Annotated in this window: 18 protein-coding genes and 1 tRNA gene; 11 read left to right on the top strand and 8 right to left on the bottom strand. The window is 69.2% G+C overall.

Annotated elements, in window-relative coordinates:
- Positions 1 to 33 precede the first annotated feature (33 nt).
- The gene (locus EDD31_RS01970; protein WP_483964250.1) at positions 34 to 417 is read left to right on the top strand and encodes a WhiB family transcriptional regulator; all 384 of its coding nucleotides are present in this window, start codon (positions 34 to 36) and stop codon (positions 415 to 417) included.
- A gap of 13 nt (positions 418 to 430) precedes the next feature.
- Here EDD31_RS01970 and EDD31_RS01965 read toward each other — a convergent pair whose 3' ends face one another.
- Positions 431 to 1,357, bottom strand: a complete 927-nt coding sequence (locus EDD31_RS01965; protein ID WP_148058834.1) for a hypothetical protein — start codon at positions 1,355 to 1,357, stop codon at positions 431 to 433.
- Between the two features lie 170 nt (positions 1,358 to 1,527).
- On the opposite strand from EDD31_RS01965, the gene EDD31_RS01960 reads away from it, so the two are divergent.
- Positions 1,528 to 2,784 carry a D-arabinono-1,4-lactone oxidase gene (locus tag EDD31_RS01960; RefSeq protein WP_123304999.1) on the top strand — a complete coding sequence of 419 codons (1,257 nt, stop codon included), beginning with the start codon at positions 1,528 to 1,530 and terminating at the stop codon, positions 2,782 to 2,784.
- On the opposite strand, the gene EDD31_RS01955 is transcribed toward EDD31_RS01960, so the two are convergent.
- Entirely contained in the window at positions 2,781 to 4,262 is a 1,482-nt protein-coding gene (locus EDD31_RS01955) for a zinc-dependent metalloprotease (protein ID WP_123302675.1), read from the bottom strand. The two genes, EDD31_RS01960 and EDD31_RS01955, sit on opposite strands and share 4 nt — an antisense overlap.
- A gap of 94 nt (positions 4,263 to 4,356) precedes the next feature.
- On the opposite strand from EDD31_RS01955, the gene EDD31_RS15035 reads away from it, so the two are divergent.
- Positions 4,357 to 5,433 carry a YlbL family protein gene (locus EDD31_RS15035; RefSeq protein ID WP_281270413.1) on the top strand — a complete coding sequence of 359 codons (1,077 nt, stop codon included), beginning with the start codon at positions 4,357 to 4,359 and terminating at the stop codon, positions 5,431 to 5,433.
- A gap of 1 nt (position 5,434) precedes the next feature.
- Here the strand turns inward: EDD31_RS15035 and EDD31_RS01945 are convergent, their stop codons facing one another.
- Complete coding sequence (locus tag EDD31_RS01945) at positions 5,435 to 6,001, bottom strand: PPA1309 family protein (protein WP_123304997.1); 567 nt, start codon at positions 5,999 to 6,001, stop codon at positions 5,435 to 5,437.
- Between the two features lie 233 nt (positions 6,002 to 6,234).
- On the opposite strand from EDD31_RS01945, the gene EDD31_RS01940 reads away from it, so the two are divergent.
- The 4 genes from EDD31_RS01940 (at position 6,235) to EDD31_RS01925 (ending at position 11,001) form a co-directional block, all read left to right on the top strand.
- On the top strand, positions 6,235 to 9,207 hold the full coding sequence (locus EDD31_RS01940; RefSeq protein ID WP_123302673.1) for a UPF0182 family membrane protein: 2,973 nt from the start codon (positions 6,235 to 6,237) through the stop codon (positions 9,205 to 9,207).
- 107 nt (positions 9,208 to 9,314) lie between these two features.
- Positions 9,315 to 9,391: transfer RNA gene (locus EDD31_RS01935), tRNA-Met, on the top strand.
- Between the two features lie 126 nt (positions 9,392 to 9,517).
- Complete coding sequence (locus EDD31_RS01930; RefSeq protein WP_123302672.1) at positions 9,518 to 9,919, top strand: RidA family protein; 402 nt, start codon at positions 9,518 to 9,520, stop codon at positions 9,917 to 9,919.
- 68 nt (positions 9,920 to 9,987) lie between these two features.
- Positions 9,988 to 11,001, top strand: coding sequence for a saccharopine dehydrogenase family protein (locus EDD31_RS01925; protein WP_123302671.1), 1,014 nt, complete (start codon positions 9,988 to 9,990; stop codon positions 10,999 to 11,001).
- Between the two features lie 83 nt (positions 11,002 to 11,084).
- Here the strand turns inward: EDD31_RS01925 and EDD31_RS01920 are convergent, their stop codons facing one another.
- A complete protein-coding gene (locus tag EDD31_RS01920; protein WP_123302670.1) occupies positions 11,085 to 11,576 on the bottom strand; it encodes a dihydrofolate reductase in 492 nt (163 codons plus the stop codon).
- A gap of 63 nt (positions 11,577 to 11,639) precedes the next feature.
- Between EDD31_RS01920 and EDD31_RS01915 the strand changes: the two genes are divergently transcribed.
- Positions 11,640 to 12,824, top strand: coding sequence for a winged helix-turn-helix domain-containing protein (locus EDD31_RS01915; protein WP_245990751.1), 1,185 nt, complete (start codon positions 11,640 to 11,642; stop codon positions 12,822 to 12,824).
- Between the two features lie 6 nt (positions 12,825 to 12,830).
- On the opposite strand, the gene EDD31_RS01910 is transcribed toward EDD31_RS01915, so the two are convergent.
- On the bottom strand, positions 12,831 to 13,940 hold the full coding sequence (locus EDD31_RS01910; RefSeq protein WP_123302669.1) for a serine hydrolase domain-containing protein: 1,110 nt from the start codon (positions 13,938 to 13,940) through the stop codon (positions 12,831 to 12,833).
- A gap of 154 nt (positions 13,941 to 14,094) precedes the next feature.
- Between EDD31_RS01910 and EDD31_RS01905 the strand changes: the two genes are divergently transcribed.
- Positions 14,095 to 15,627, top strand: coding sequence for an aspartate:alanine exchanger family transporter (locus EDD31_RS01905; RefSeq protein WP_483964259.1), 1,533 nt, complete (start codon positions 14,095 to 14,097; stop codon positions 15,625 to 15,627).
- Positions 15,628 to 15,692: 65 nt separating this feature from the next.
- On the top strand, positions 15,693 to 16,718 hold the full coding sequence (locus EDD31_RS01900) for a 6-phosphofructokinase (RefSeq protein WP_123302667.1): 1,026 nt from the start codon (positions 15,693 to 15,695) through the stop codon (positions 16,716 to 16,718).
- A 154-nt stretch (positions 16,719 to 16,872) separates the two neighbouring features.
- On the opposite strand, the gene EDD31_RS01895 is transcribed toward EDD31_RS01900, so the two are convergent.
- The 3 genes from EDD31_RS01895 to EDD31_RS01885 all read right to left on the bottom strand — a co-directional run bounded on the left by EDD31_RS01895 (position 16,873) and on the right by EDD31_RS01885 (position 18,561).
- Entirely contained in the window at positions 16,873 to 17,319 is a 447-nt protein-coding gene (locus EDD31_RS01895; RefSeq protein WP_123304993.1) for an Hsp20/alpha crystallin family protein, read from the bottom strand.
- A gap of 228 nt (positions 17,320 to 17,547) precedes the next feature.
- On the bottom strand, positions 17,548 to 18,006 hold the full coding sequence (locus EDD31_RS01890; protein ID WP_123304991.1) for an OsmC family protein: 459 nt from the start codon (positions 18,004 to 18,006) through the stop codon (positions 17,548 to 17,550).
- Between the two features lie 60 nt (positions 18,007 to 18,066).
- Positions 18,067 to 18,561 carry a DUF2505 domain-containing protein gene (locus tag EDD31_RS01885; protein ID WP_123302666.1) on the bottom strand — a complete coding sequence of 165 codons (495 nt, stop codon included), beginning with the start codon at positions 18,559 to 18,561 and terminating at the stop codon, positions 18,067 to 18,069.
- 43 nt (positions 18,562 to 18,604) lie between these two features.
- On the opposite strand from EDD31_RS01885, the gene EDD31_RS01880 reads away from it, so the two are divergent.
- The gene (locus EDD31_RS01880) at positions 18,605 to 20,083 is read left to right on the top strand and encodes a sensor histidine kinase (RefSeq protein ID WP_342768008.1); all 1,479 of its coding nucleotides are present in this window, start codon (positions 18,605 to 18,607) and stop codon (positions 20,081 to 20,083) included.
- The last annotated feature ends 85 nt before the right edge of the window (positions 20,084 to 20,168 follow it).

The following is a 20,168-nucleotide window of genomic DNA, read 5'->3' as shown; positions in this document are numbered from 1 at the left end:
ACCCTCATTCGAGACTCGACCTAGGAGCTTTCAGTGCAGCTCGCGGCCCTGACTGACCGGATCAGCCAAGGATCCTCCGTTACCTGGCCCATGACGGAGCACACCAGCCTCATCTCCGAGGCACGGGCCGGTGGCCTCACCGCCACCGATGTACTTTCCACCCTCCCGGGCGCAGCGACTCCGTGTCAGGAAGGCGACGCCGATCTCTGGTTCGCCGAGAGCATGTCGGACGTCGAGGCAGCCAAGGCCATGTGCCGTGCCTGTCCCGTGCGCGAGGCCTGTCTCGCAGGCGCCCTCGAGCGGCAGGAGCCGTGGGGCGTCTGGGGCGGAGAGGTCTTCGTGGACGGCGTCGTGGTGGCGCGCAAGCGCGGCCGCGGTCGCCCTCCGAAGAAGCTGGCGCAGGTGGGGGCCGCCTGAGCGCGAGGCGCGCTCAGGCGGCCACCGCCGCGTCCAGTCCCGTGCATCCGCACTCGGGATGCACGCTCCACGGCACCGTCCGGGGAGTCGGCCTCGACGGCTCGACGACCAGGGTGGTGTCATCGCTGGCGTCGCCGGCCAGATGCTTCAGTGCCAGCGACACCACCGTGCCCGCCACCGGGAGCAACAACGATGGCGGCGCCACCAGCGGTTCGGCGCAGCGCAGCTGCGTGGCGATCGTCGGCCAGCACGGATCGTCCTCTGTGCGGTGAAGATCCAGGCACCGATGGCACGGTCCCACCCCGGGGGTCAGCACGGGCCCGACCTCCACCTCCGCCTCACGCACCACCACTGGTAGGTAGGGCACGTCGGTGAAGGCCACCTCGCGGAGCACCACCGGGTCCGCCACGCGCGAGAAGACCGCGATGGTCAGGTCAGGGAGTCGATCCGGAATGGGCACGACCTGCACGCGGGGATGGCTCATGCGCAGCTCGGTGCGGACCATCTCGTGATCGGGCCAGATGCCGCCCACCGCGCACTCGGCCAAGGTCACCGCCGCTGCGGTGGCGATCGGTCCCGCACCGATGACTCGCACGGTCTGCTTGGCCCGGCGTCCATAGGCCTCCAGTGCGTCACGCCGATGGGCGAGGTCCCGTTCCGCGCACTGTGCGGCGCCGGGTGGCTCCATCGACATCTCCAGCACGCCGCCGTGGCGCAGCACATCGAGAAGTTCTCCTGCCCGCTTCGCGGTGACCCCGTATTGCCGGGCGGCCATCTGGATCTCGGTCTCAGTGAAACCGTGCGCGAATCCGTCCATCCGATCGAGAAGACGCTGCTCCCCGGCGGTCAGCCCATCCAGCCGCAACGCCGCGGCGCCATCTCCCACCTGTGACCGGCCCGCTTCACACCACACCACCGTCAATCCTGGCTTGAGTCGCACGACGTCCCCCTCGGCTGTCTCTGAACATGCGCTGATCGCGAACACAGTGGCAGATGGTGAGCGGCCGTGGCGGATATCCACAAGAAGCCACCGCAGGCGTTCCTCCAGCCGCAAGGAGCGAGCGGCCGCCGCTTATGATGGAGAACCGCAACGATGGAAACGGGGACTCTATGGCGAGCTCACCAGGGCAGAACTGGGCCGGCAACATCACGTACGGCGCCGAGCGGTTGCTGCGCCCCGCCAGCCTGGACGAACTGGCGGAGATCATCTCCCGGGAACCACGACTGCGCGCACTCGGGAGCAGGCACTCCTTCAACCGCATTGCCGACGGCCCCGGAGCCCTGGTCTCGCTCACCGACATCCCCGTGGACCCAGCGGACATCCGGATCGAGGGCGCCACGGTGCGAACACCCGCGTGGCTGCGCTATGGAGATCTGGTGCCGGCGCTCGACACCGCGGGCCTGGCCCTGGCCAATCTCGCCTCCCTCCCGCACATCTCCCTGGCTGGTGCCGTCGCGACCGGTACGCACGGCTCCGGGGAGAAGATCACCTCGCTGGCCACCCAGGTCTGCGCCGTGGAGTTCCTGAACGGAAGCGGCGAGACGGTGGTGCTCCGGCGCGGCGAAGAGGACTTCGACGGAGCCGTGGTCTCCCTCGGCGCCCTCGGCGTCGTCACGCATCTGACCCTCGACGTCGAGCCCACCTACCGGGTGGCCCAGCGAGTCTTTGAGCATGCGCCCTGGGATGCCGTCCTGGAGAACTTCGACGACATCGCGGCCGCGGGCAACAGCGTCAGCATCTTCACCAGGTGGCGTGAGGACGGGCTCGCCGATCAGATTTGGGTGAAGTACCGGGAGGGCCACCCCGCGCCGGACCTGAGCTGGCTGGGCGCGCGCGCCGCTGAGGGGCCGTGTCATCCGATCCCGGGCGCCGATGGCAGTGTCTGCACCGCCCAGATGGGCGAGTTCGGCCCCTGGCACGGGCGGTGGCCCCACTTCCGGCTCGACTTCGAGCCCTCAGCCGGCGACGAGCTGCAGAGCGAGTTCCTCCTGCCACGCCGTCACGCGGCTGCTGCGGTCCGCGCGCTCCGCGACCTCGCCCCGCGGATCGCCCCGCTGCTGCACATCTGCGAGGTGCGCACCGTGGCGCCGGACTCGCTCTGGCTCAGTCCGGCCTACGAGCAGGAAACCGTGGGCTTCCACTTCACGTGGCACCCCCGTGAGGCCGAGGTCCGTCCGGTCCTCGCCGAGATCCAGGCGGCGCTTGCCCCGCTGGGCGCGAGGCCGCATTGGGGCAAGGTCTTCCTCCCCGATGCCGACGCCCTGCCAGGGCTCTATCCACGCTGGTCCGACTTCGGCGCGCTGCGCGAGCGTCATGATCCCCAGCGGCGCTTCGGCAACGCGTTCCTGGAGAGCCTGGGCCTCTAGTCCTCGTGGGCCGGGCCCGGCTCACTGCCGGGATCACCGGCGCCCTCCTCGCCCTCGGCCGATGGATCCGCGCTGTCGGAAGTGCGGCGCTCGTCCTCGGCGAAGATCGCGGCCAAGGCGGCGTCGAGGTCCTGGGCGGTGTCATCCTCGGCCGGCCGTCCGGCGGCGAAACCCTGGGGGTCGTCCAGATCTTCGGCCCGCGGCATCAGGTCGGGGTGGGACCAGACGGCGTCGCGCTCGGCCACGCCGCGCTCCTGCTCCACGGCCGCCCACAGGGCGGCTGCCTCACGCAGGCGGCGGGGGCGGAGCTCGAGACCGACCAGGGCAGCGAAGGTCTTCTCCGCCGGCCCGCCGGAGGCCCGCCGGCGCGCCAGCATCTCCTGCAAGGCCACGGCGTGGGGGAGGTGTGGTGCCACGGCCTGGGCCGTGACGTGCTGGACCCATCCCTCCACCAGGGCCAGGGCCGACTCCAGGCGCAGCAACGCCGCCTCCTGTGACTCCGTGCGCTCCAGGGCGAACACGCCACCGGACATCGCCTGGCGCAACTGCTCGGCGTCGGAGGGGTCGATGTCCCGGACCGCCTCTTCCATGGCCGCCACATCGATGGCGATCTCCCGGGAGTAGGACTCCACGATGCCGAGGAGGTGGGAGGGCAACCACGGTACGTGGGCGAAGAGCCGGGCGTGGGCCGCTTCACGCACCGCCAGGTAGAAGCGGACCTCGTCCTCAGGAACGTCCAAGCCCTCGGTGAAAGCAGAGATGTTGGCCGGCACCAGGGCGCTGGTGTGTGCCTCCAGCAGCGGGAGGGAGAGTTCCGTCGGGCCGAAGGCCTCGCGGGCGAGCGCGCCCAGCGCCTGGCCGACCTGCATCCCGAACACGGCCGCGCCCATCTGATCGACCATGGCGCGCAACGGTCCCTCGCCACCGGTCAGGGCGCGAAGCTCCTCGGGAAGATGCTCGGCCTGGGTGCCCAGAACCTCGCTGAGTGCGCGGGTCATCGAGACAGCCACCGGTTCGGCCAGGCGCTTCCAGGCAGGGAGGGTGCGCTCCACCCAGGTGGCCCGGCTCCAGGCCTCACGCGGCCCGGGCGCGGGGGCATGGTCGGTGACCGGGTCGAGCCACAGATCCGCGACCTGGAGAGCCTCACGCACGCGCTGCGCCTCGGCAGCCGAAACGGAGGGATCGCCGCCGGCCGCAGCGGTCTGGCGCGCGAGATCCTGGGCGATGCTCCAGTTCACCGGCTCCCCGGCGCCTTGAGCCATCATCTGCTGCATCTGGGTGATCATCTGCATGAGCTGGTTGCGGTCGGCAGGCAGCCCCGCAGCCTGCGACATGGCCGAGGGATCCAGGCCCGAGGCACGCATGGCCGCGATCGCCTCATCGGCTGCCTGCGGGCCCAGGAGGGAGCGGAGCAATTCCTCCCACTCCCCAGGGCCGTGACCGTCGTTGCCGTCGCCGCGCGTGGGTTCCTGGCTCATGGGTCAAACGTACGCGCGCGCCGGAGGCTGCGGGTGGTGGGTTCGCCCAGGGCGCAGTCCACACGAGCCGCAGAGCCCGGCATACCATGTGCCGATGCCTTCTCCTGCCTGGCGGATTCCGCCGCGCCTGATCACCCTGGCCGCGTGCGCGACCTTCCTCACCGGCGGCTTCATCACGGCCGTGGGGATCCACCTGCCGTACGCCGTGCAGCGGCCCGGGCCGACCCTCGACACGCTTGGTGCGCTCGATGGTGAGGAGCTCATCACGATATCCGGCATCGACACCTACCCCACCGACGGCGAGCTGCGCTTGACCACGGTCTCCGTGGTGGGCGGGCCGGGGTATCCGGTGCGGGCCTCCGACGTCTTGCGGGCGTGGACGCTGGAACGCGAGTTCGTGCTGCCGGTCGAGTCGGTCTTCAACCCTGAGGTCAGCCGCGAAGAGCTCGACGAGCAGGCCAGCATGCAGATGACGTCCTCGCAGACCAATGCCACCGTCTCCGCGCTCGAATCGCTCGGCTATGAGGTGCCGCAGACGCTGACCATCGCCGGCGCGGGCCCCGGCACCGGCGCCGAGGGGGTGGTCGAGGCCGGGGATCTGCTGCTCAGCATCGAAGCACCCGAACAAGGCCTGGTGGAGGTCGAGGCTTTCTCCGATCTGTCGGCCGTGCTTCGCGAGACCGTTCCCGGTGCCGTGGTCACTCTCGGCCTCGAGCGCGAGGGTGAGGCCATGGACGTCGAGATCGTCACCGGAGAGGGGCCGCACGGTGCGTTGCTCGGGATCTACATCGACCCCGAGGTCGAGATTCCCTACGTGATCGATTTTGACATCGAAGACATCGGTGGCCCCAGTGCGGGCCTGATGTTCTCCCTGGCCATCACGGATCTGCTCACCGAGGAGGATCTGGCGGCGGGCCAGCACGTGGCCGGGACCGGCACCGTGGACCTGGCGGGTCAGGTGGGAGCCATCGGCGGAATCGTGCAGAAGATGCACGGCTCGGTGCGCGACGGTGCCGAATGGTTCCTGGCGCCGGCGGGCAACTGCGCCGACGTCCTCGGCAATATCCCAGACGGCTTGGAGGTGGTGGCCGTGGACACCTTGACCGAGGCCAAGGAAGCTCTGCTGGACGTCACCGCGGGCCGCACCGACGAGCTGCCGCGCTGCGAGTGAGCTAGCGGAAGGTCGCCCGCAGCGCCTCGACGAGACCGGGCACGGCCTCGGGCGATCCGGCCACCTCGTCGTCCGTGTCGTGGCTGCGGCTGCGCACCGCACACCAGGACTCCCCGGTCCGCAGCACGCCGGCCGCGAGGCGCACGTCCGTGCGATCCGGGTGGGCCATGAGCGCAGCCATGGCTTCCTCGGGATCCTGAGGCAGTCCTTGCTCAGCCTCGGGCGGGACCATCAGACGCTCGACCACCACGGCGGCGCCGTCGACCTGCTCCGGCCAGGCCAGCTGGGCGAGGAGTTCCTCCAGGGTGGTGGCCTCCGGCAGCCCGTCCTGCTCGATGCTGGTCAGGTGTTCGGGATCCGATGCGGCCTCCGCCAGGGCGGTCTCCGGCAGTTCGCCGGCCAGATCGGGGGTGGCCGAGAGCGCGTCGGTGGTGCGGACCAGTGCGAACACCGAGGCGGTCACCTCCCCGTCCCAGCCGCGATCGGCGGCGTGTCGTTCGATCTCCCGCACGGCATCGCGCAGGGCGAGCAGGCGTGGCGTGGGCGCGGTCTCAGCTGGCGAGGTCATGGTCACCATTGACGCACGCATGGGATGGATATGGGAACCTGGTAGCGGACTGGTCCGTTGTCCGAACGGGCCCACTGAGAACCTGTGAAGCCGCAGGATGCTCTGTGCGACTGGGTCCGATGCGCCCGCACCGATATCGATGAGGTACCGCTCCTGTGACGTCCGCTGCAGAACAACCCTCCCGCCCGGCACGGCCCAACGGGCCGTCGTCGTCGCGCCGCCGTGGTGCACTGATGCCCACGGTGCTGATCCTCGCCGCTCTGGTCGGCCTGACCGTCCTTGCTGCGAATGTGTGGACCGAGGTGCGGTGGTACTCGCATCTCGGATTCACTGAGGTCCTGATTCGTGAGTGGAGCACGCGGGCGATTCTGTTCGTCATCGGCTTCGTGCTCATGGCCTTCACCATTTGGATCAATCTCCACCTGGCCTACTCCAAGCGTCTGGTCTATCCGCCCACCACGCAGGAAGAGCGGAATCTCGATCGCTACCGCGAAGCGGTGGAGCCGATGCGCCGGCTGATCATGATCGCCGCGCCCGTGGCTCTGGGTCTCTTCGCCGGCGGATCGCTCTCCGGTCTGTGGCGCGAGGTGCTGTTGTTCCTGAACCAGACCCCCTTCGGTGAGGTGGACCCTGAGTTCGGTTACGACATCGGATTCTTTGTCTTCACCCTGCCCGTGGCGGACGCGGCTGTGTCGTTCCTGATGATGATCACCTTCGTGGCCGGCGTCGCCACCGTCGTCTCCCACTACCTCTACGGCGGCATCTCCGTGGCGCAGCGGGCCCAGCGGGTCTCCACGGCAGCACGGATCCAGCTCGCCGTCCTCGCTGCGGTCTTCACCGCCTTGCTCGGTGCGAGCTACCTCCTGGACCGGTACTCGGTGCTGTTGAACGACACCGGTCGTTTCGCCGGTGCCGCCTATTCGGACATCAACGCCGTGCTCCCGGGCCGCCTGATCATGGCGATCATCGCCCTGATCGTGGTGGCGCTCTTCGTGGTCGCAGCCATTCGCGGCGGATGGCGCCTGCCCGTGGCCGGTGTCGCCGTCATGGTGGTCTCCGGGCTGGTCCTGGGGACTGCCTACCCCGCGCTCATCCAGCGCTTCCAGGTAGACCCCAACGCCATCGAGTACGAGAGTGAGTACATCCAGCGCAATATCGATGCCACGCTCGCGGCATACGGTCTCGAGGGCCTGGAGTCCTCCACCTACTCGGCGACCACGGAGGTCGAAGCCGGTCAGCTGCGGGAAGACTCCCAGTCCACGGCCTCGATCCGTCTGCTGGACCCGAACATCGTCTCGCCGACCTTCAACCAGATGCAGCAGTCGCGTCAGTACTACTCCTTCGCCGACACGCTGTCCGTGGACCGGTACCAGATCGACGGCGAATCGCGCGACACCGTGATCGCGGTCCGTGAGCTCAACCTGCAGGGTCTGGGCCCAGAGCAGCGCACCTGGGTCAACGACCACACCGTCTACACCCACGGATTCGGCGTGGTCGCCGCAGCCGGCAACACCGTCGCCGGGGACGGGCGCCCCACCTTTTTCCAGCAGGGGATCCCCTCGGTCGGTGAACTCGGCGAGTACGAGCCTCGCGTCTACTTCGGGCAGAACCTGCCCCAGTACTCCATCGTCGGTGCTCCCGAGGGCACCGAGCCGTGGGAGCTCGACTTCCCGGCAGACGACGCCGAGGACTCCTTCGTCCCGAACACCTTCACCGGAGACGGCGGGCCCTCGATCGGCGGCATGATGGAGCAGCTCGCGTACACGCTGCGCTTCGGTGACTTCCAGATCCTTTTCTCCGACCGAGTCACCGAGGAGTCGCAGATCCTCTATGACCGTGACCCCCACCAGCGGGTGGCCAAGGCGGCCCCGTACCTGACCCTCGACAACCGCGCCTACCCGGCTGTGGTCGACATGGACGAGGATCCGGACACCGAGAAGCGCCTGGTGTGGATCGTGGACGCCTACACGACCTCGAACAGCTACCCCTACTCGGCGCGCGAGTCGCTCGAGGACGCCACGGTCGACTCGCTGCTCGCTGCCGACGGCACCCCGACCACCGTGGGTGCCGAGCCGGAGCAGGTGAACTACATCCGCAACTCGGTCAAGGCCGTGGTGGACGCCTATGACGGTTCGGTGACGCTCTTCGAGTGGGACGACGAGGATCCGATGCTGCAGACGTGGCAGGAGATCTTCCCCGACCACATCACGCCGCTCTCCGAGGTCAGCGGTGACCTGATGAGCCACTTCCGCTATCCCGAAGACCTCTTCAAGGTCCAACGCACCTTGCTCTCGCAGTACCACGTGACGAACCCGGCGACCTTCTACCAGGGCTCCGACCGTTGGCGTCTCCCCTCGGACCCGGTGGCCGACACCGGTATCCAGCAGCCGCCGTACTACCTGACCATGCAGATGCCCGGGCAGGAGGGGGCCTCCTTCTCGCTGACCTCCAGCTTCATCCCTGGTGGTCAGACGGAGCGCAACATCCTCACCGGCTTCCTCGCCGTGGACTCCGAGACCGGTGACACCCCGGGCGAGGTGGCAGAGGGCTACGGACAGCTCCGGCTGCTTGAGCTGCCCTCGGACATCACCGTGCCCGGCCCCGGTCAGGTGCAGAACATGTTCAACGCGAACCCGGACATCTCCACAGAGCTGAACATCTTGGCCTCAGGTCAGTCCGAGGTGCTGCTCGGAAACCTGCTCACCCTCCCTGTCGGCGGCGGATTGCTGTACGTCCAGCCGGTCTACGTGCAGGCCTCGGGCGGTACCCAGTACCCGGTGCTGCAGCGTGTGCTGGTCTCCTTCGGTGAGCAGATCGGCTTCGCCGCCAGCCTGGAAGAGGCCTTGGACTCCGTCTTCGACGGTGACTCCGGAGCCGCGACAGGTGAGGAACTGCCCGACGCCGTCGAGGACGAGGAGGATGACGTCCCGCAGGAGGCCCAGGAGCGCCTTGACGAGGCACTCTCCGATGCGAACGATGCCATCCAGGATGGCCAGGCTGCGCTCGCCGACGGCGATTGGGACGCCTACGGCGATGCTCAGCAGCGACTTGCTGATGCGATTGCCGAGGCCATCGAGGCTCAGGAGGAGATCTCCGGGGAGTCCATCCTCGAAGAGGACCTCCAGGACGACCTCACCGACCCGGAGACCGATCCCGAGGGTGATGGGACGGTTGACGACATGGGCGACGGCACCGGCGACGAGTGAGGCAACCGGACTGACCACGGTCGGGAGCGGGTGCGCACGTATGTGAGTGATGGCACCCGCTCCCGGCTTGGTCCCCAGGTCACCCTGACGTAACCTGGAATCACCGACGCGGGGTGGAGCAGTTCGGTAGCTCGCCGGGCTCATAACCCGGAGGTCGCAGGTTCGAATCCTGCCCCCGCTACCAGATCCGAAGGCCCGGTCCCGAGAGGGACCGGGCCTTCGTGTGTCCCGCTCTGCCATGGCCCGTCGAGTGTGCCCGAGGACTCCACTAGCCTCGACGGCAGAGAACCTATCGAAGCGGAGCACCTCCATGACCGACAAGCAGGCAGTCACCACCTCTCGCGCGCCGTCGCCCGCGGCGGCGTTCTCGCAGGGCGTGAAGAAGGGCGGCATTCTCCAGGTCTCCGGCCAGGGCCCGCAAGACCCGGGCACCGGCGAGTACCTGTTCGAGGGCGATGTCGCCGCGCAGACCACGCGCACCCTGGAGAACGTGCGGGGGATCGTCGAGGCGAGTGGGGCGAGCTTCGAGGACGTCGTCTCGCTCCGTGTCTTCCTCACGGACCGCGAGCACTTCAGCGCGATGAACGAGGCCTACAACGCCTTCGTGCGTGAGCACGTGCCCTCGGGAATCTTCCCCGCGCGCACCACGATCTTCGTGGGCCTGCCACGCCCGGAGATGCTCGTGGAGATCGACGGCCTGGCCTCGGTCTGAGACCTCATGCCTGACTGCCGCGCGCGCCCGGGCCAGCGCTCCAGCTCTCGCGGTGAGCGGCCCCCACCATGAGTGCCCGCACCCGCGTGCTCGTCATCGGCGCCTCCGGCACCCTGGGCTCTCAGATCGGCACGGCGCTCGAGGAGGCTGGTTGTGAGGTGCTGCGTGGTGTCCGTTCACCTCTGCGCCCCGGGGACATTCCGGTCGACATCAACGATCGCCGGAGCCTTCAGGGCGCGGCGGCCCACGTGGACCTCGTGGTGGTGGCGGTGCCGCACATCGATCCGCTGGTGCAGCAGGTCTGTGCGCAGGCGGCTGTGCCGTGCCTGGATGTCTCCCCCCACCTCGAACTGCGCGACAGTGCGCGGCGCGCGCTTCGCGAGCAGGGCCCGCCGTCCATCGTGATGTGTGGCCTCTACCCGGGCCTCAGCGGCATCCTTGCTTCCCACGTGGCCGCCGGTCTCGACGAGGTCGAGGAGATCTCCGTCGGGCTCCTGCAGAGCACGAACGCGCATGTCGGACCCGCCGGGGTGCGGGACATGCTGGCTTCCCTGGCCAGGCCGGTCCCGAAGTCCGGCGGCATGGCCCCGGGCTTCCGCCGACGCCGGCGCATGCAGTTCGGCGGGCGGGAAGCCACGGTGCGCCTGGTGCGGTACGACGAGAGCCAGCTGCTGCGTGAGCGCTTCTCCACGAGCGAGATCAACTACTTCACCGCCTGGGACTCCCAGAGCTTCACCGCCGCCATCGCTGCACTGCAGCGGGTCGGACTCCTCTCGCGCCTGGTGCGCAGCACCGTGGACCTCACTCCCCGGCACAACCCACGCGCGCCGCAAACCGTGCACCTGCGCGCCGAGGCGCATGGCTCCCGACAGGGCCGTCGCGCCGCTCGGGCGCTTGAGGTCGAGGCCGAGAGTGACTACGGCGCGACTGCCCTGATGGTCGTGGCGGTGGCTCGGCGCCTCCTGGCCCGGAGCACCAACGTCCGGGGCGTGGTGAGCCCGATGGATGTCCTCGCGCTGTCAGACCTCGCTCCGCTGATCGAGGCCGGACGGCTTCGCCTGAGCAGCCACGAGAAGACCTGATCCGGCGGCAGGGCCGCCCGGTCGCGGGGCGAGTGTGCAAGCAGCCTCAGCGTCGGCCGGCACGGCGACGCGCGCGCCACCACCTACCGGCGCCGGTAGGTGGTGAAGCGATAGGGAATGCTGCTGCGCGAGCGATGCCAGCCCTCATCCGGATCGCGCGCCACGGGCACCCAGTGCTCGGGGTCGATGGCAGGCGCGTGGGTGTCTCCGTCCACCTCAAGATCGAGGTCGGTCACTTCCAGGACCTCGGCGTGCTCGATGGCCTCCGCGTAGACGGCCTCACCCCCCAGGATCCACACCGTCTCGCTCCCGGCGGCGCGCATCGCTTCACCCAGGTCTGCGGCCAGCTCGGCACCCGGCGCCTGGTAGCCGGGCTTGCGGGTCAGCACGATATTGCGGCGACGGGGCAGGGGCCGCTCGGGGAAGGACTCCCACGTGCTCCGGCCCATGATGACCGTGGCACCGCTGGTGATGGCCTGGAAGCGCTCCAGGTCCTCGGGGACGTGCCAGGGCATCGAGCCCTCGGCGCCGATGATGTGGTCGTGGGCCTGCGCCCAGATCAGGCCGAGTGTCATACCGGCACTCTAGGATCGACGGGTACACCTCGCACGCACGAGGGGAGGCGGAGAAGGAGAAGCGTGGCTCGTCTGACTGCAGCTGCGGCACGGCGCATCGCGCTCGGCGCCCAGGGATTCGCCACGCCACGTCCCCCGGTCGTGAACCGCGGGCACCTGCGCCGCCTCATGGAACGCCTTTCGGTGGTCCAGCTCGACTCCGTCAACGTCTTCTCCCGCAGCCACTACTTGCCCTTCCTGGCCCGCCTGGGACCGTACGATCGATCGCTCCTGGACAGCCTCACCGCCCACGCAGCGCGCAGCCCGGCGCCGGAATTTCTGGAGTACTGGGCGCACGAGGCTTCGATCCTGAGCCCCGAGGCCTACAAGTACTTCGGTTTCCGCAAACGCGCCGCCGATGAGCGCGCCTGGGGCCGGATGCGGCGCTTCGCCGAGGAGCGCGCGGACGAGCTCGAGGCCGTCCGCCTCCGCCTGCGCGAGGACGGGCCGCTCCGTGCTCGCGAGCTCGGCTACGCCCGCGCTGCCGGCCCGCGAGAGATGTGGGACTGGCATGACGGCAAGGTCGCGTTGGAGTACCTCTTCTGGGCGGGCGAGGCCGCGGCCGCCCGGCGCGTGAACTTCGAGCGTCTCTACGACCTCGCCGAGCGGGTGGTCCCCCCGCAGGCGCTCGTGGAGCGGCCGGCGGCGGACGAGCACCGGGCACTGATCCGGCTCGCTGCCCGGGCCATGGGCGTGGCCACCGAGACCGACCTGCGGGACTACTTCCGGCTCTCGGCCGCCCAGGCGCGGCCGGCACTGTCCGCCCTAGTGGCCGAAGGGGCCCTCGAACCGGTGGAGGTCGACGGCTGGCGGGAGGTCGCCTACCTGCACGCCGAGGCGCGCAGGCCCCGCGCGATCCGGGCCCGCACGCTGCTGAGCCCATTCGACAACCTCATCTGGTTCCGGCCCCGGACCGAGCGGATCTTCGATTTCCACTACCGCTTGGAGATCTACACCCCGGCGCACCAGCGCGTGCACGGCTACTACGTGCTGCCCTTCCTGCTGGGCGAGCGGCTCGTGGCCCGCGTGGACCTCAAGAGCGACCGTCAGGCCGGAGTGCTGCGCGCGCGTCGCATCGGCATCGAACCCGGTGCCGACCCTGGTGAGGTCATGCCGGCGCTGACCGAGACTCTTGCCGAGACGGCCGGCTGGCTCGGCCTTGATCGCGTAGATCTGCCCGCTGACGGGGCGGTCGTCCTGCAGCCCTGACGCGCCTCAGAGGTACGTGGAGATGGCCTGATCGAGGGATCCGATCGGTTCCCACGCGCCGTCCTCGCTGTTGGCCAGCACCACCACGGTCACATCGAGACGCGGGTAGTAGCGCAGGATCCCTGAGGCGCCGGTGTTGATGCCGTCCTTGTAGTACGAGCGCACCTGGCCGGTTTGGTCGTGCTCGATCTCCAGGCCGTAGGCGTAGTGCAGCGCGGCAGTATCGGTGGGGCTTTCGGGCTCATCCGTGTGGTGGAGCGCCTGCGGGCTGAGGAACTGCTCAGTCAGTTCACTCGAGAGCAGCTCACCGGCCTGCACGGCTTTGAGGAAGTGCGCGAGGTCAGCGGCGCTCACGTGCGCACCGCCGTCGGGCGAGCCGATGGGGGGATAGGAGTAGATGTTCTGCCGCCACGTCACCGTGCCGTCCTCGGCGGTGACGGGGTCCCAGCCCTCGGCGACGTCGGTGACGGCGTCGCGCATGTGGAAGAAGCCGGAGTCCGTCATGCCTGCGCGGGCGAAGACCTGCTCAGCGACCACCTCGCGATAGGTCTTGCCCGTCACCTTCTCGACGGCGAGGCCGAGCAGCACGTAGCCGACGTTGTTGTACCGGCAGCCCTCACCGGGGGCGAAGACCGGGTCCTTGTGCACGAACTGGGGCAGGAAGTCCGCGGTCTCGGTCACCGAGTAGTTGGGCTTGTTCTCCCAGATGGCCTCGTAGGACTCACCCGCTTCCTCATCGGCGTCGTCGGCGATTCCGGAGGTGTGCGAGAGCAGGTGGTGCAAGGTGACCTGCTCGGGGATCGCCGTGCCGGAGAGGTCCACATGATCGTGGATCCGGTCATCCAGGGCCAGCGCGCCGGCATCGACCTGCTGCAGCACCGCGACAGCCGTGAACAGTTTGGTGATCGAGGCGGTATCGAAGCGAATCGTCGTGGTGACGGGGGTGCCCCAGCGGCGGCTCGCCAGACCGAAGGCGGCATCGGCGAGCACCTGCTCGCCCTGAGTGACCAGGACGCGGCCGGAGAACTCGTCGTTGTCGGCGAGGCCACGGATCGTGGCCAGAGCGTCCTCGATGCTCGATGGGAGCGACGGTGCTCCGCTGCTGTGCTGACTCATGATGCTTCCTCCTTGGCGCCGGCCTCTCCGGGGCACGGTGACTGACCGTACGACAGCGCCGCACAGAGATCGACGGATTTACGCCGCCACCTGCAGGGCCTACCGTCAGCACGTGAGCCCTATCGTCGACCTCCTGGCCAGCTCTCCACTGTTGATGATCTTTCTGGTGGTCGCCCTCGGCGCCGCGGTGGGGATGATCCCCTTCGGCCCGGTGCGCTTCGGAGCGGCCGGTGCGCTCTTCGTGGGCCTGGCCCTCGGCGCGCTCGATCCGCGCCTCGGCGAGGATCTTGCCCTGGTGCAGACGCTCGGGCTCGCACTCTTCGTGTACACGGTCGGCCTGGCCGCCGGGGCGGGGTTCCTCCGCGACCTGCGCCGGCAGTATCCGCTCATGATCCTCGGCCTGATCGTGCTCGTCGCCGTGGCCGGGCTGGCCGCCGGTGCCGGGCGGTTGCTCGGCGTGGACCACCTGCTCACCGGGGGCACCTATACCGGCGCCCTGACCTCCACGCCCGCACTGGGCGCCGCTCAGGACGCGGCAGGCAGCGATGAACCGGCGGTCGGCTACTCCTTGGCCTACCCGGTCGGAGTCCTGGTCGCGATCCTCGCGGTGGCGCTGGTGGTGCGGCGTGAGTGGCCGGCCCCGCGAGACCCCGAGTCCGCTGCCAGCGAGGGCCTGACCGCGGTGACCGCCGAGGTCGAGCGCCGCACCCGGATGAGTGAGGTGCCCGGGTACCTCGAGCAGTCGGTGCGGATGTCCTACCTCGCGCGTGAGAGCGGAGTCCGGGTCGTCGGGCACGACGAGGCACTGCAGCCCGGCGATCACATCGTGGTGGTCGGCGCGGAACGGGACGTCGCCGCTGCCGTGTCGCATCTGGGGCACGAGGTGCCCGAGCACCTCGCCCACGACCGCCGCAGCGTGGACCACCAGCGCTTCGTGGTCTCCCATCAACGGGTGGCCGGCCGCACGGTGGACGAGCTCGACATCCCGGGTCGCTTCCACGGTGTGATCACCCGCGTGCGCCGAGGAGATCTCGATCTCCTCGCCGGTGGGGATCTGCGCTTGGAGCTCGGTGATCGCGTCCTCGCCGTCGTGCCACGGGAACAGCTCGAAAGGGTCACCGAGTTCTTCGGCGACTCCGAACGCAAGGTCTCCGGGGTCGATGCCGTGACCACCGGTCTGGGCATGTCCGCCGGCCTCGCCGTCGGGCTGATCGTGCTCCCATTGCCCGGTGGCGTGACCTTCGCGCTGGGATCGGCCGCCGGTCCGCTGGTGATCGGGATGGTGCTGGGCGCACTGGAGCGCACCGGCCCGCTGGTCTGGGGCATGCCACAGGCCGCCAACCTCACCATCCGGCAAATCGGCCTGCTACTTTTTCTGGCCGCTGTCGGCCTGAGTTCGGGTCAGGCTTTCGCCTCCCAGGCCCTGACGGGAACGGGCTTGCGCGTGGTCATCCTGTCCGCGCTGATCATCGCCGTCACCTCCGTGGCCTTTCTCGCCGGTGCTCGGTTGCTCGGGCTCTCCGCTCCGCGTTCGGCCGGTGCCTTCGCCGGCCTCGTAGGCCAGCCCGCGATCCTGAGCTACGCGTCCTCGCGCGTGGTCGATGAGCGGGTGGAGTCGGGCTACGCGTCGATGTTCGCCCTCGGCATCATCGTCAAGATCGCGGTGGTGCAACTCCTGGTCGGGTGAACCTGAGACGCCTCTCGAGGTGGAAGGCTTAGGGGGACGCCCATCGACCATCGAAGGAGTGCACAGTGCGCATCGGACTGCTCACCGGCGGGGGAGACTGCCCCGGCCTCAATGCCGCCATCCGGGCCGTGGTGAAACATGCCCTGGGGGAGTACGGCCATACGGTGATCGGTTTTCGCAATGGCTGGAAGGGCGTGGCTTCAGGCGACCTGCAGCCGATGTCCCGCGATGACATCCGCGGCGTGCTCGACAGCGGTGGCACCCTGCTCGGCACGGCGCGCTTTCACCCGCACCGCCAGGAGGGCGGGCTGGAGGCGGTGCACGCCACCTTGGAAGCAGAGCGCATTGAGGCGTTGATCTGTATCGGCGGGGACGGCACTCTGCACGCCGCAAGCAAGGTCGCCGAGTCGGGAGTCAAGGTGGTGGCCATTCCCAAGACCATCGACAACGATGTTGCCGGCACCGACCGCTCCATCGGTTTCGAGACGGCCGTGCACATCGCCACCGAGGCCATCGATCGCATTCACACGACGGCGGAGTCCCACAACCGCGTCATGGTCATCGAGCTGATGGGACGTGAAGCCGGCTGGATCGCGGTCCAGGCTGGCATTGCCGGTGGCGCCGAGGTGGTGCTGACTCCGGAGCAACCCTTCGACATCGACAGGATCACCGCCTACCTCCGGCACCGGCACCGGGCCCACGCGAACTTCTCCATCGTGGTGGTGGCCGAGGGGGCAGTGCCAGCAGCGAACACCTCCATGGAGTGGCAGACGAAGTACGGGGACTTCGGTGAGATTGTGGCCGGCGCCGTGGGGGAGAAGGTCGCGGCAGAGATCGCCACCCGCACCGGCTTCGACACCCGGGTCACCGTGCTGGGGCACGTACAGCGCGGGGGCACCCCTCTGCCCTCGGACCGGATCCTCGGCTCCCGTTTCGGCGTGGCTGCCGTCGATGCCATCTCCACCGGCCACTCCGAGGTGATGACCGCCTTGCACGGCGAGGACGTGGTGCTCGTTCCCTTGGCTGAGGTCGCCGGGAAGTCGAAGCCGGTGCCCCAGGACCTCATCCGCGTGGCGAGCGCCCTGGCCTGAGCGGCGGCAGCTGCGCAGCCAGCACCTGGCCGGCTGCGGGTGCTCTGACCGCAGCGCGCCAGTACTCGCGCCGAGCGGCGCCGGTGCTCTCCATGTGACGAGAGGCGCCCGGGCCGGTGTGGCCCGGGCGCCTCGTGCGCGACCTGAGGGTGCCTCAGGCGGCGACCTCCTTGCGCTGGGACTGCGTCAGGTGTGCCTGCTCGCGGCTGTGGTTGACCTGGATCTTGCGAGGCCGGGCCTCCTCGGCGACCGGGATGGTCAGGCTGAGCACGCCGTCGGCGTAGTCGGCCTCGATCCGCTCCAGGTCCAGGCCCTGGCCCAGCGAGAGCTGCCGGGCGAAGGTGCCCGTGGGGCGCTCGTGAGTGAGCCACTGGGCATCCTCGGGAACCTGGTGCTGGCGCTCCGCGCGGATGGTCAGGGTGCGGTCCTCGACGTCGACGTCGATCGTTGCCGGATCCACGCCGGGGAGGTCGATGCGGGCGATGAAGTTCTCGCCCTGACGGAAGAGATCGAGTGGCATGGCAACGGTGCCCTGAAGGGCAGGGCGGCGGGCGCCAGCGAGCCACTCCTCCATCTCACGAAATGCGTCAAAAGTAGCCATCGTGATCACCACCTTGTCGTGACGAGTCTCCGACCCGGACCTCCCGGGCCGGCCCGGGAGGTCTCGCAGTGAGTGCCTCGCCGGGAGCTTTCGCTAGACAGAGTTTTAGCACTCGGTGGTGGTGAGTGCTAACGCCGAAGAGGGCTGTTCGCACTGGGCGAACAGCCCGCGATGGTGATGGGCGCGATCGGCGCTGGGCGGCCCTGTTCAGTCAGCCGGCCGGTTCGATCAGCTGGCCGGTTCGTCCGTGAAGATGAGGCGATGGCCGGCGCCGGCGGAGAGCGTGCGGCCCACGGTGCACTGGCGCTCGATGGCAGCTTCTGCGCGTTCGACGGTGCGCTCGCGCTCGTCCTCGCTCAGCGCGGAGAGGTCGGTCACGATCTCGACGGTGAGGTGGCCGTATCGGTTCTCTTCCTCCACCTTCTCCACCGAGACCCCGGCGGTGGCGGCGAAGTCCGCACCCAGGTTGTGGGAGAGGCGGTGGTCGGCAGACAGGCCCGCGCAGGAGGCGAGCGCAAGCTGGAGTAACTCCCCGGGAGTGAAGCGCCCAGGGCCGTCGCCGATAAGCACTTCAGCGCCTCGGGAGCTTCGCCCGGTGTACTCCCGGGTGCCGGTGCGCTCCGCCCAGAGCGCGCGCGCTCGCGGCCCTTCAGCGGTGGTGTCGATCTGCTGCGAGGTCTCTGGCATACCGAGATCGTGCCACGATCGGCCGGCGGTGATGGCCCCGCGACGCGAGAGCGTCACGGCTTACAGGCCGGCGAGGTGTTCCAGCCCGATAGCGCGTTCGGTCTCCACCACCTGCTCCACGGCGGCGACGGCAGTCTGTTCCACCCGGCGGCCGAACAGGGGGATCGAGGCTTTGACCTCCCCCTCGTAGCGGACCTCGCATCCATCGGGAGTCGGCACCAGCTGCTGCGAGCCGCGCGCCTGGACGGGGACGCCGTCGAAGATGAGCGTGAAGGCCGAGCGACGCGAGCCGTCTGGGCCTGGATGGCCCCAAGCCTCCACGAGCCGCACTCCGATCTGCTCACCCACGAAGCCGCGGAAGCTCTCCGGGACCACGGTGGCGGGCAGCTGGCCCTGGGTGGTCACCGTGAAGCTCTCGCCATCGTGGGTCACCGTGACCTCGATCTGGCGGGCCGTGGTGGCCTCGAGCTTGGCGCGGGCGAAGTCGGCTGAGGCATACAGCCTCGAGACCTGCCCGGCATCGCGAGGGTAGGAGACTGTGGAGGCGAAGCGCATGCCCCCAGCCTAGGCGGAGACCCGCGGCGGATACGCTGGTCGGGTGGCCAACACGCTCGCGCAGATGATCCAGCAGTCTCCGCATCTCGACTCTCGCGATGCCGAGTGGCTCCACCAACTGGCCGGGGACTGGCAGATGATCGCCGACCTGGCCTTCGCCGACCTGGTGTTGTGGTTGGAACATGAGGATGGCGGATTCGTGGCGGCCGCGCACTGCCGGCCCTCCACCGCCGCGACGGTGCACTACCAGGACATCATCGGCTCCCGCCCGTCCCTCGTGCGCAGCGATCTCATGCGGCGCACGATCGTCGACCGCGGTATCCACGTGCGTGCGGACCCGCAAGGCCGCGACTCCCTGCCGATGCGTGAGGTCCTGCTCCCCGTGGTGCGCGAGGGCCGGGTGCTGGGTGCTCTCACCCGCGAGGTGGGCCTGCCCTCGTCACGGGTGCCCTCGCGCCTCGATGTCTCCTACATCGAGATCGCCGATGTGCTGTGCGGCATGATCGCCCGCGGCGAGTTCCCGCAGCAGGGCGCCCCGACCGGGTCGCGCCGAGGAGCGCCGCGCGTGGGCGACGGCCTGGTCCGCCTGGACGCCGACGGGCGTGTGGTCTACGCCAGCCCCAATGCTCTATCGAACTTCCACCGCATCGGCGTCATCGGTGAGCTCAAGGGGCAGGTGCTGGGCGAAGTGGTCACCTCCGTGGTGGAGGACCACTCCACGGTGGAGGAGACGATGGCGGTGGTGGTCATGGGCCGGGCGGCCTGGCGCACCGAACTGGAGTCTCGCGGCGTCACCCTGACGATCCGGGCCGTACCGCTGACCGAGAACGGTGAGCGCCGGGGGGCGCTGCTGCTGTGCCGCGACGTCTCGGAAGTGCGCCGCCGCGAACGCGAGCTCATCACCAAGGACGCCACGATCCGGGAGATCCATCACCGGGTGAAGAACAACCTGCAGACGGTCTCGGCTCTGCTGCGCCTGCAATCGCGGCGGAGTCCTAATCCGGAGACGAAGGCGGCGCTGGACGAAGCCGAGCGCCGGGTCTCGACCATCGCCATGGTGCACGAGACCCTCTCGCAGAACCTCGACGAAGTGGTGAACTTCGACGAGGTCTTCGGCCGCTTGCTGCGCCTGGTTGCCGATGTGGCCTCGCCGGACTCCTCGGTGCGCACCGAGGTGGAGGGCACCTTCGGCATGGTGGGAGCAGACGCCGCCACCTCGCTCGCCGTGGTCCTGACGGAGCTGGTGTCCAATGCTGTCGAGCACGGCTTGAAGGGGCGTGGAGGAACGGTCAGCGTGCTCGCCTCGCGGTCGGGACCAGAGCTCACCGTGTGCGTTCAGGACGACGGCGCGGGTGTCGCCGATGGGGCGGTGCTCAGCGGCTTGGGCACGCAGATCGTGCAGACCCTCGTGCAGGGCGAACTCAAGGGCGAGATCGACTGGGGGCCGCGTGAAGGAGGAGGGACCGAAGTGGAGCTGCGCATGGAGATCGGACTGCCGTCGGCTGTGCAGCGCCGCTTCTGACGCGCTCGGTTCCGGCCAACCCTCAATGCTCCAACGACGAAAGGCCGTGCAGAGACCACGGAGCCGCCGGCTTCCCGGCGGCTCC

It is taken from the genome of Bogoriella caseilytica (assembly GCF_003752405.1).
In the GTDB taxonomy this organism is placed as follows: Bacteria; Actinomycetota; Actinomycetes; order Actinomycetales; family Actinomycetaceae; genus Allobogoriella; species Allobogoriella caseilytica.
Note: the sequence above shows the minus strand (reverse complement) of the source record. Positions and strands in the feature narration are given on the sequence as shown.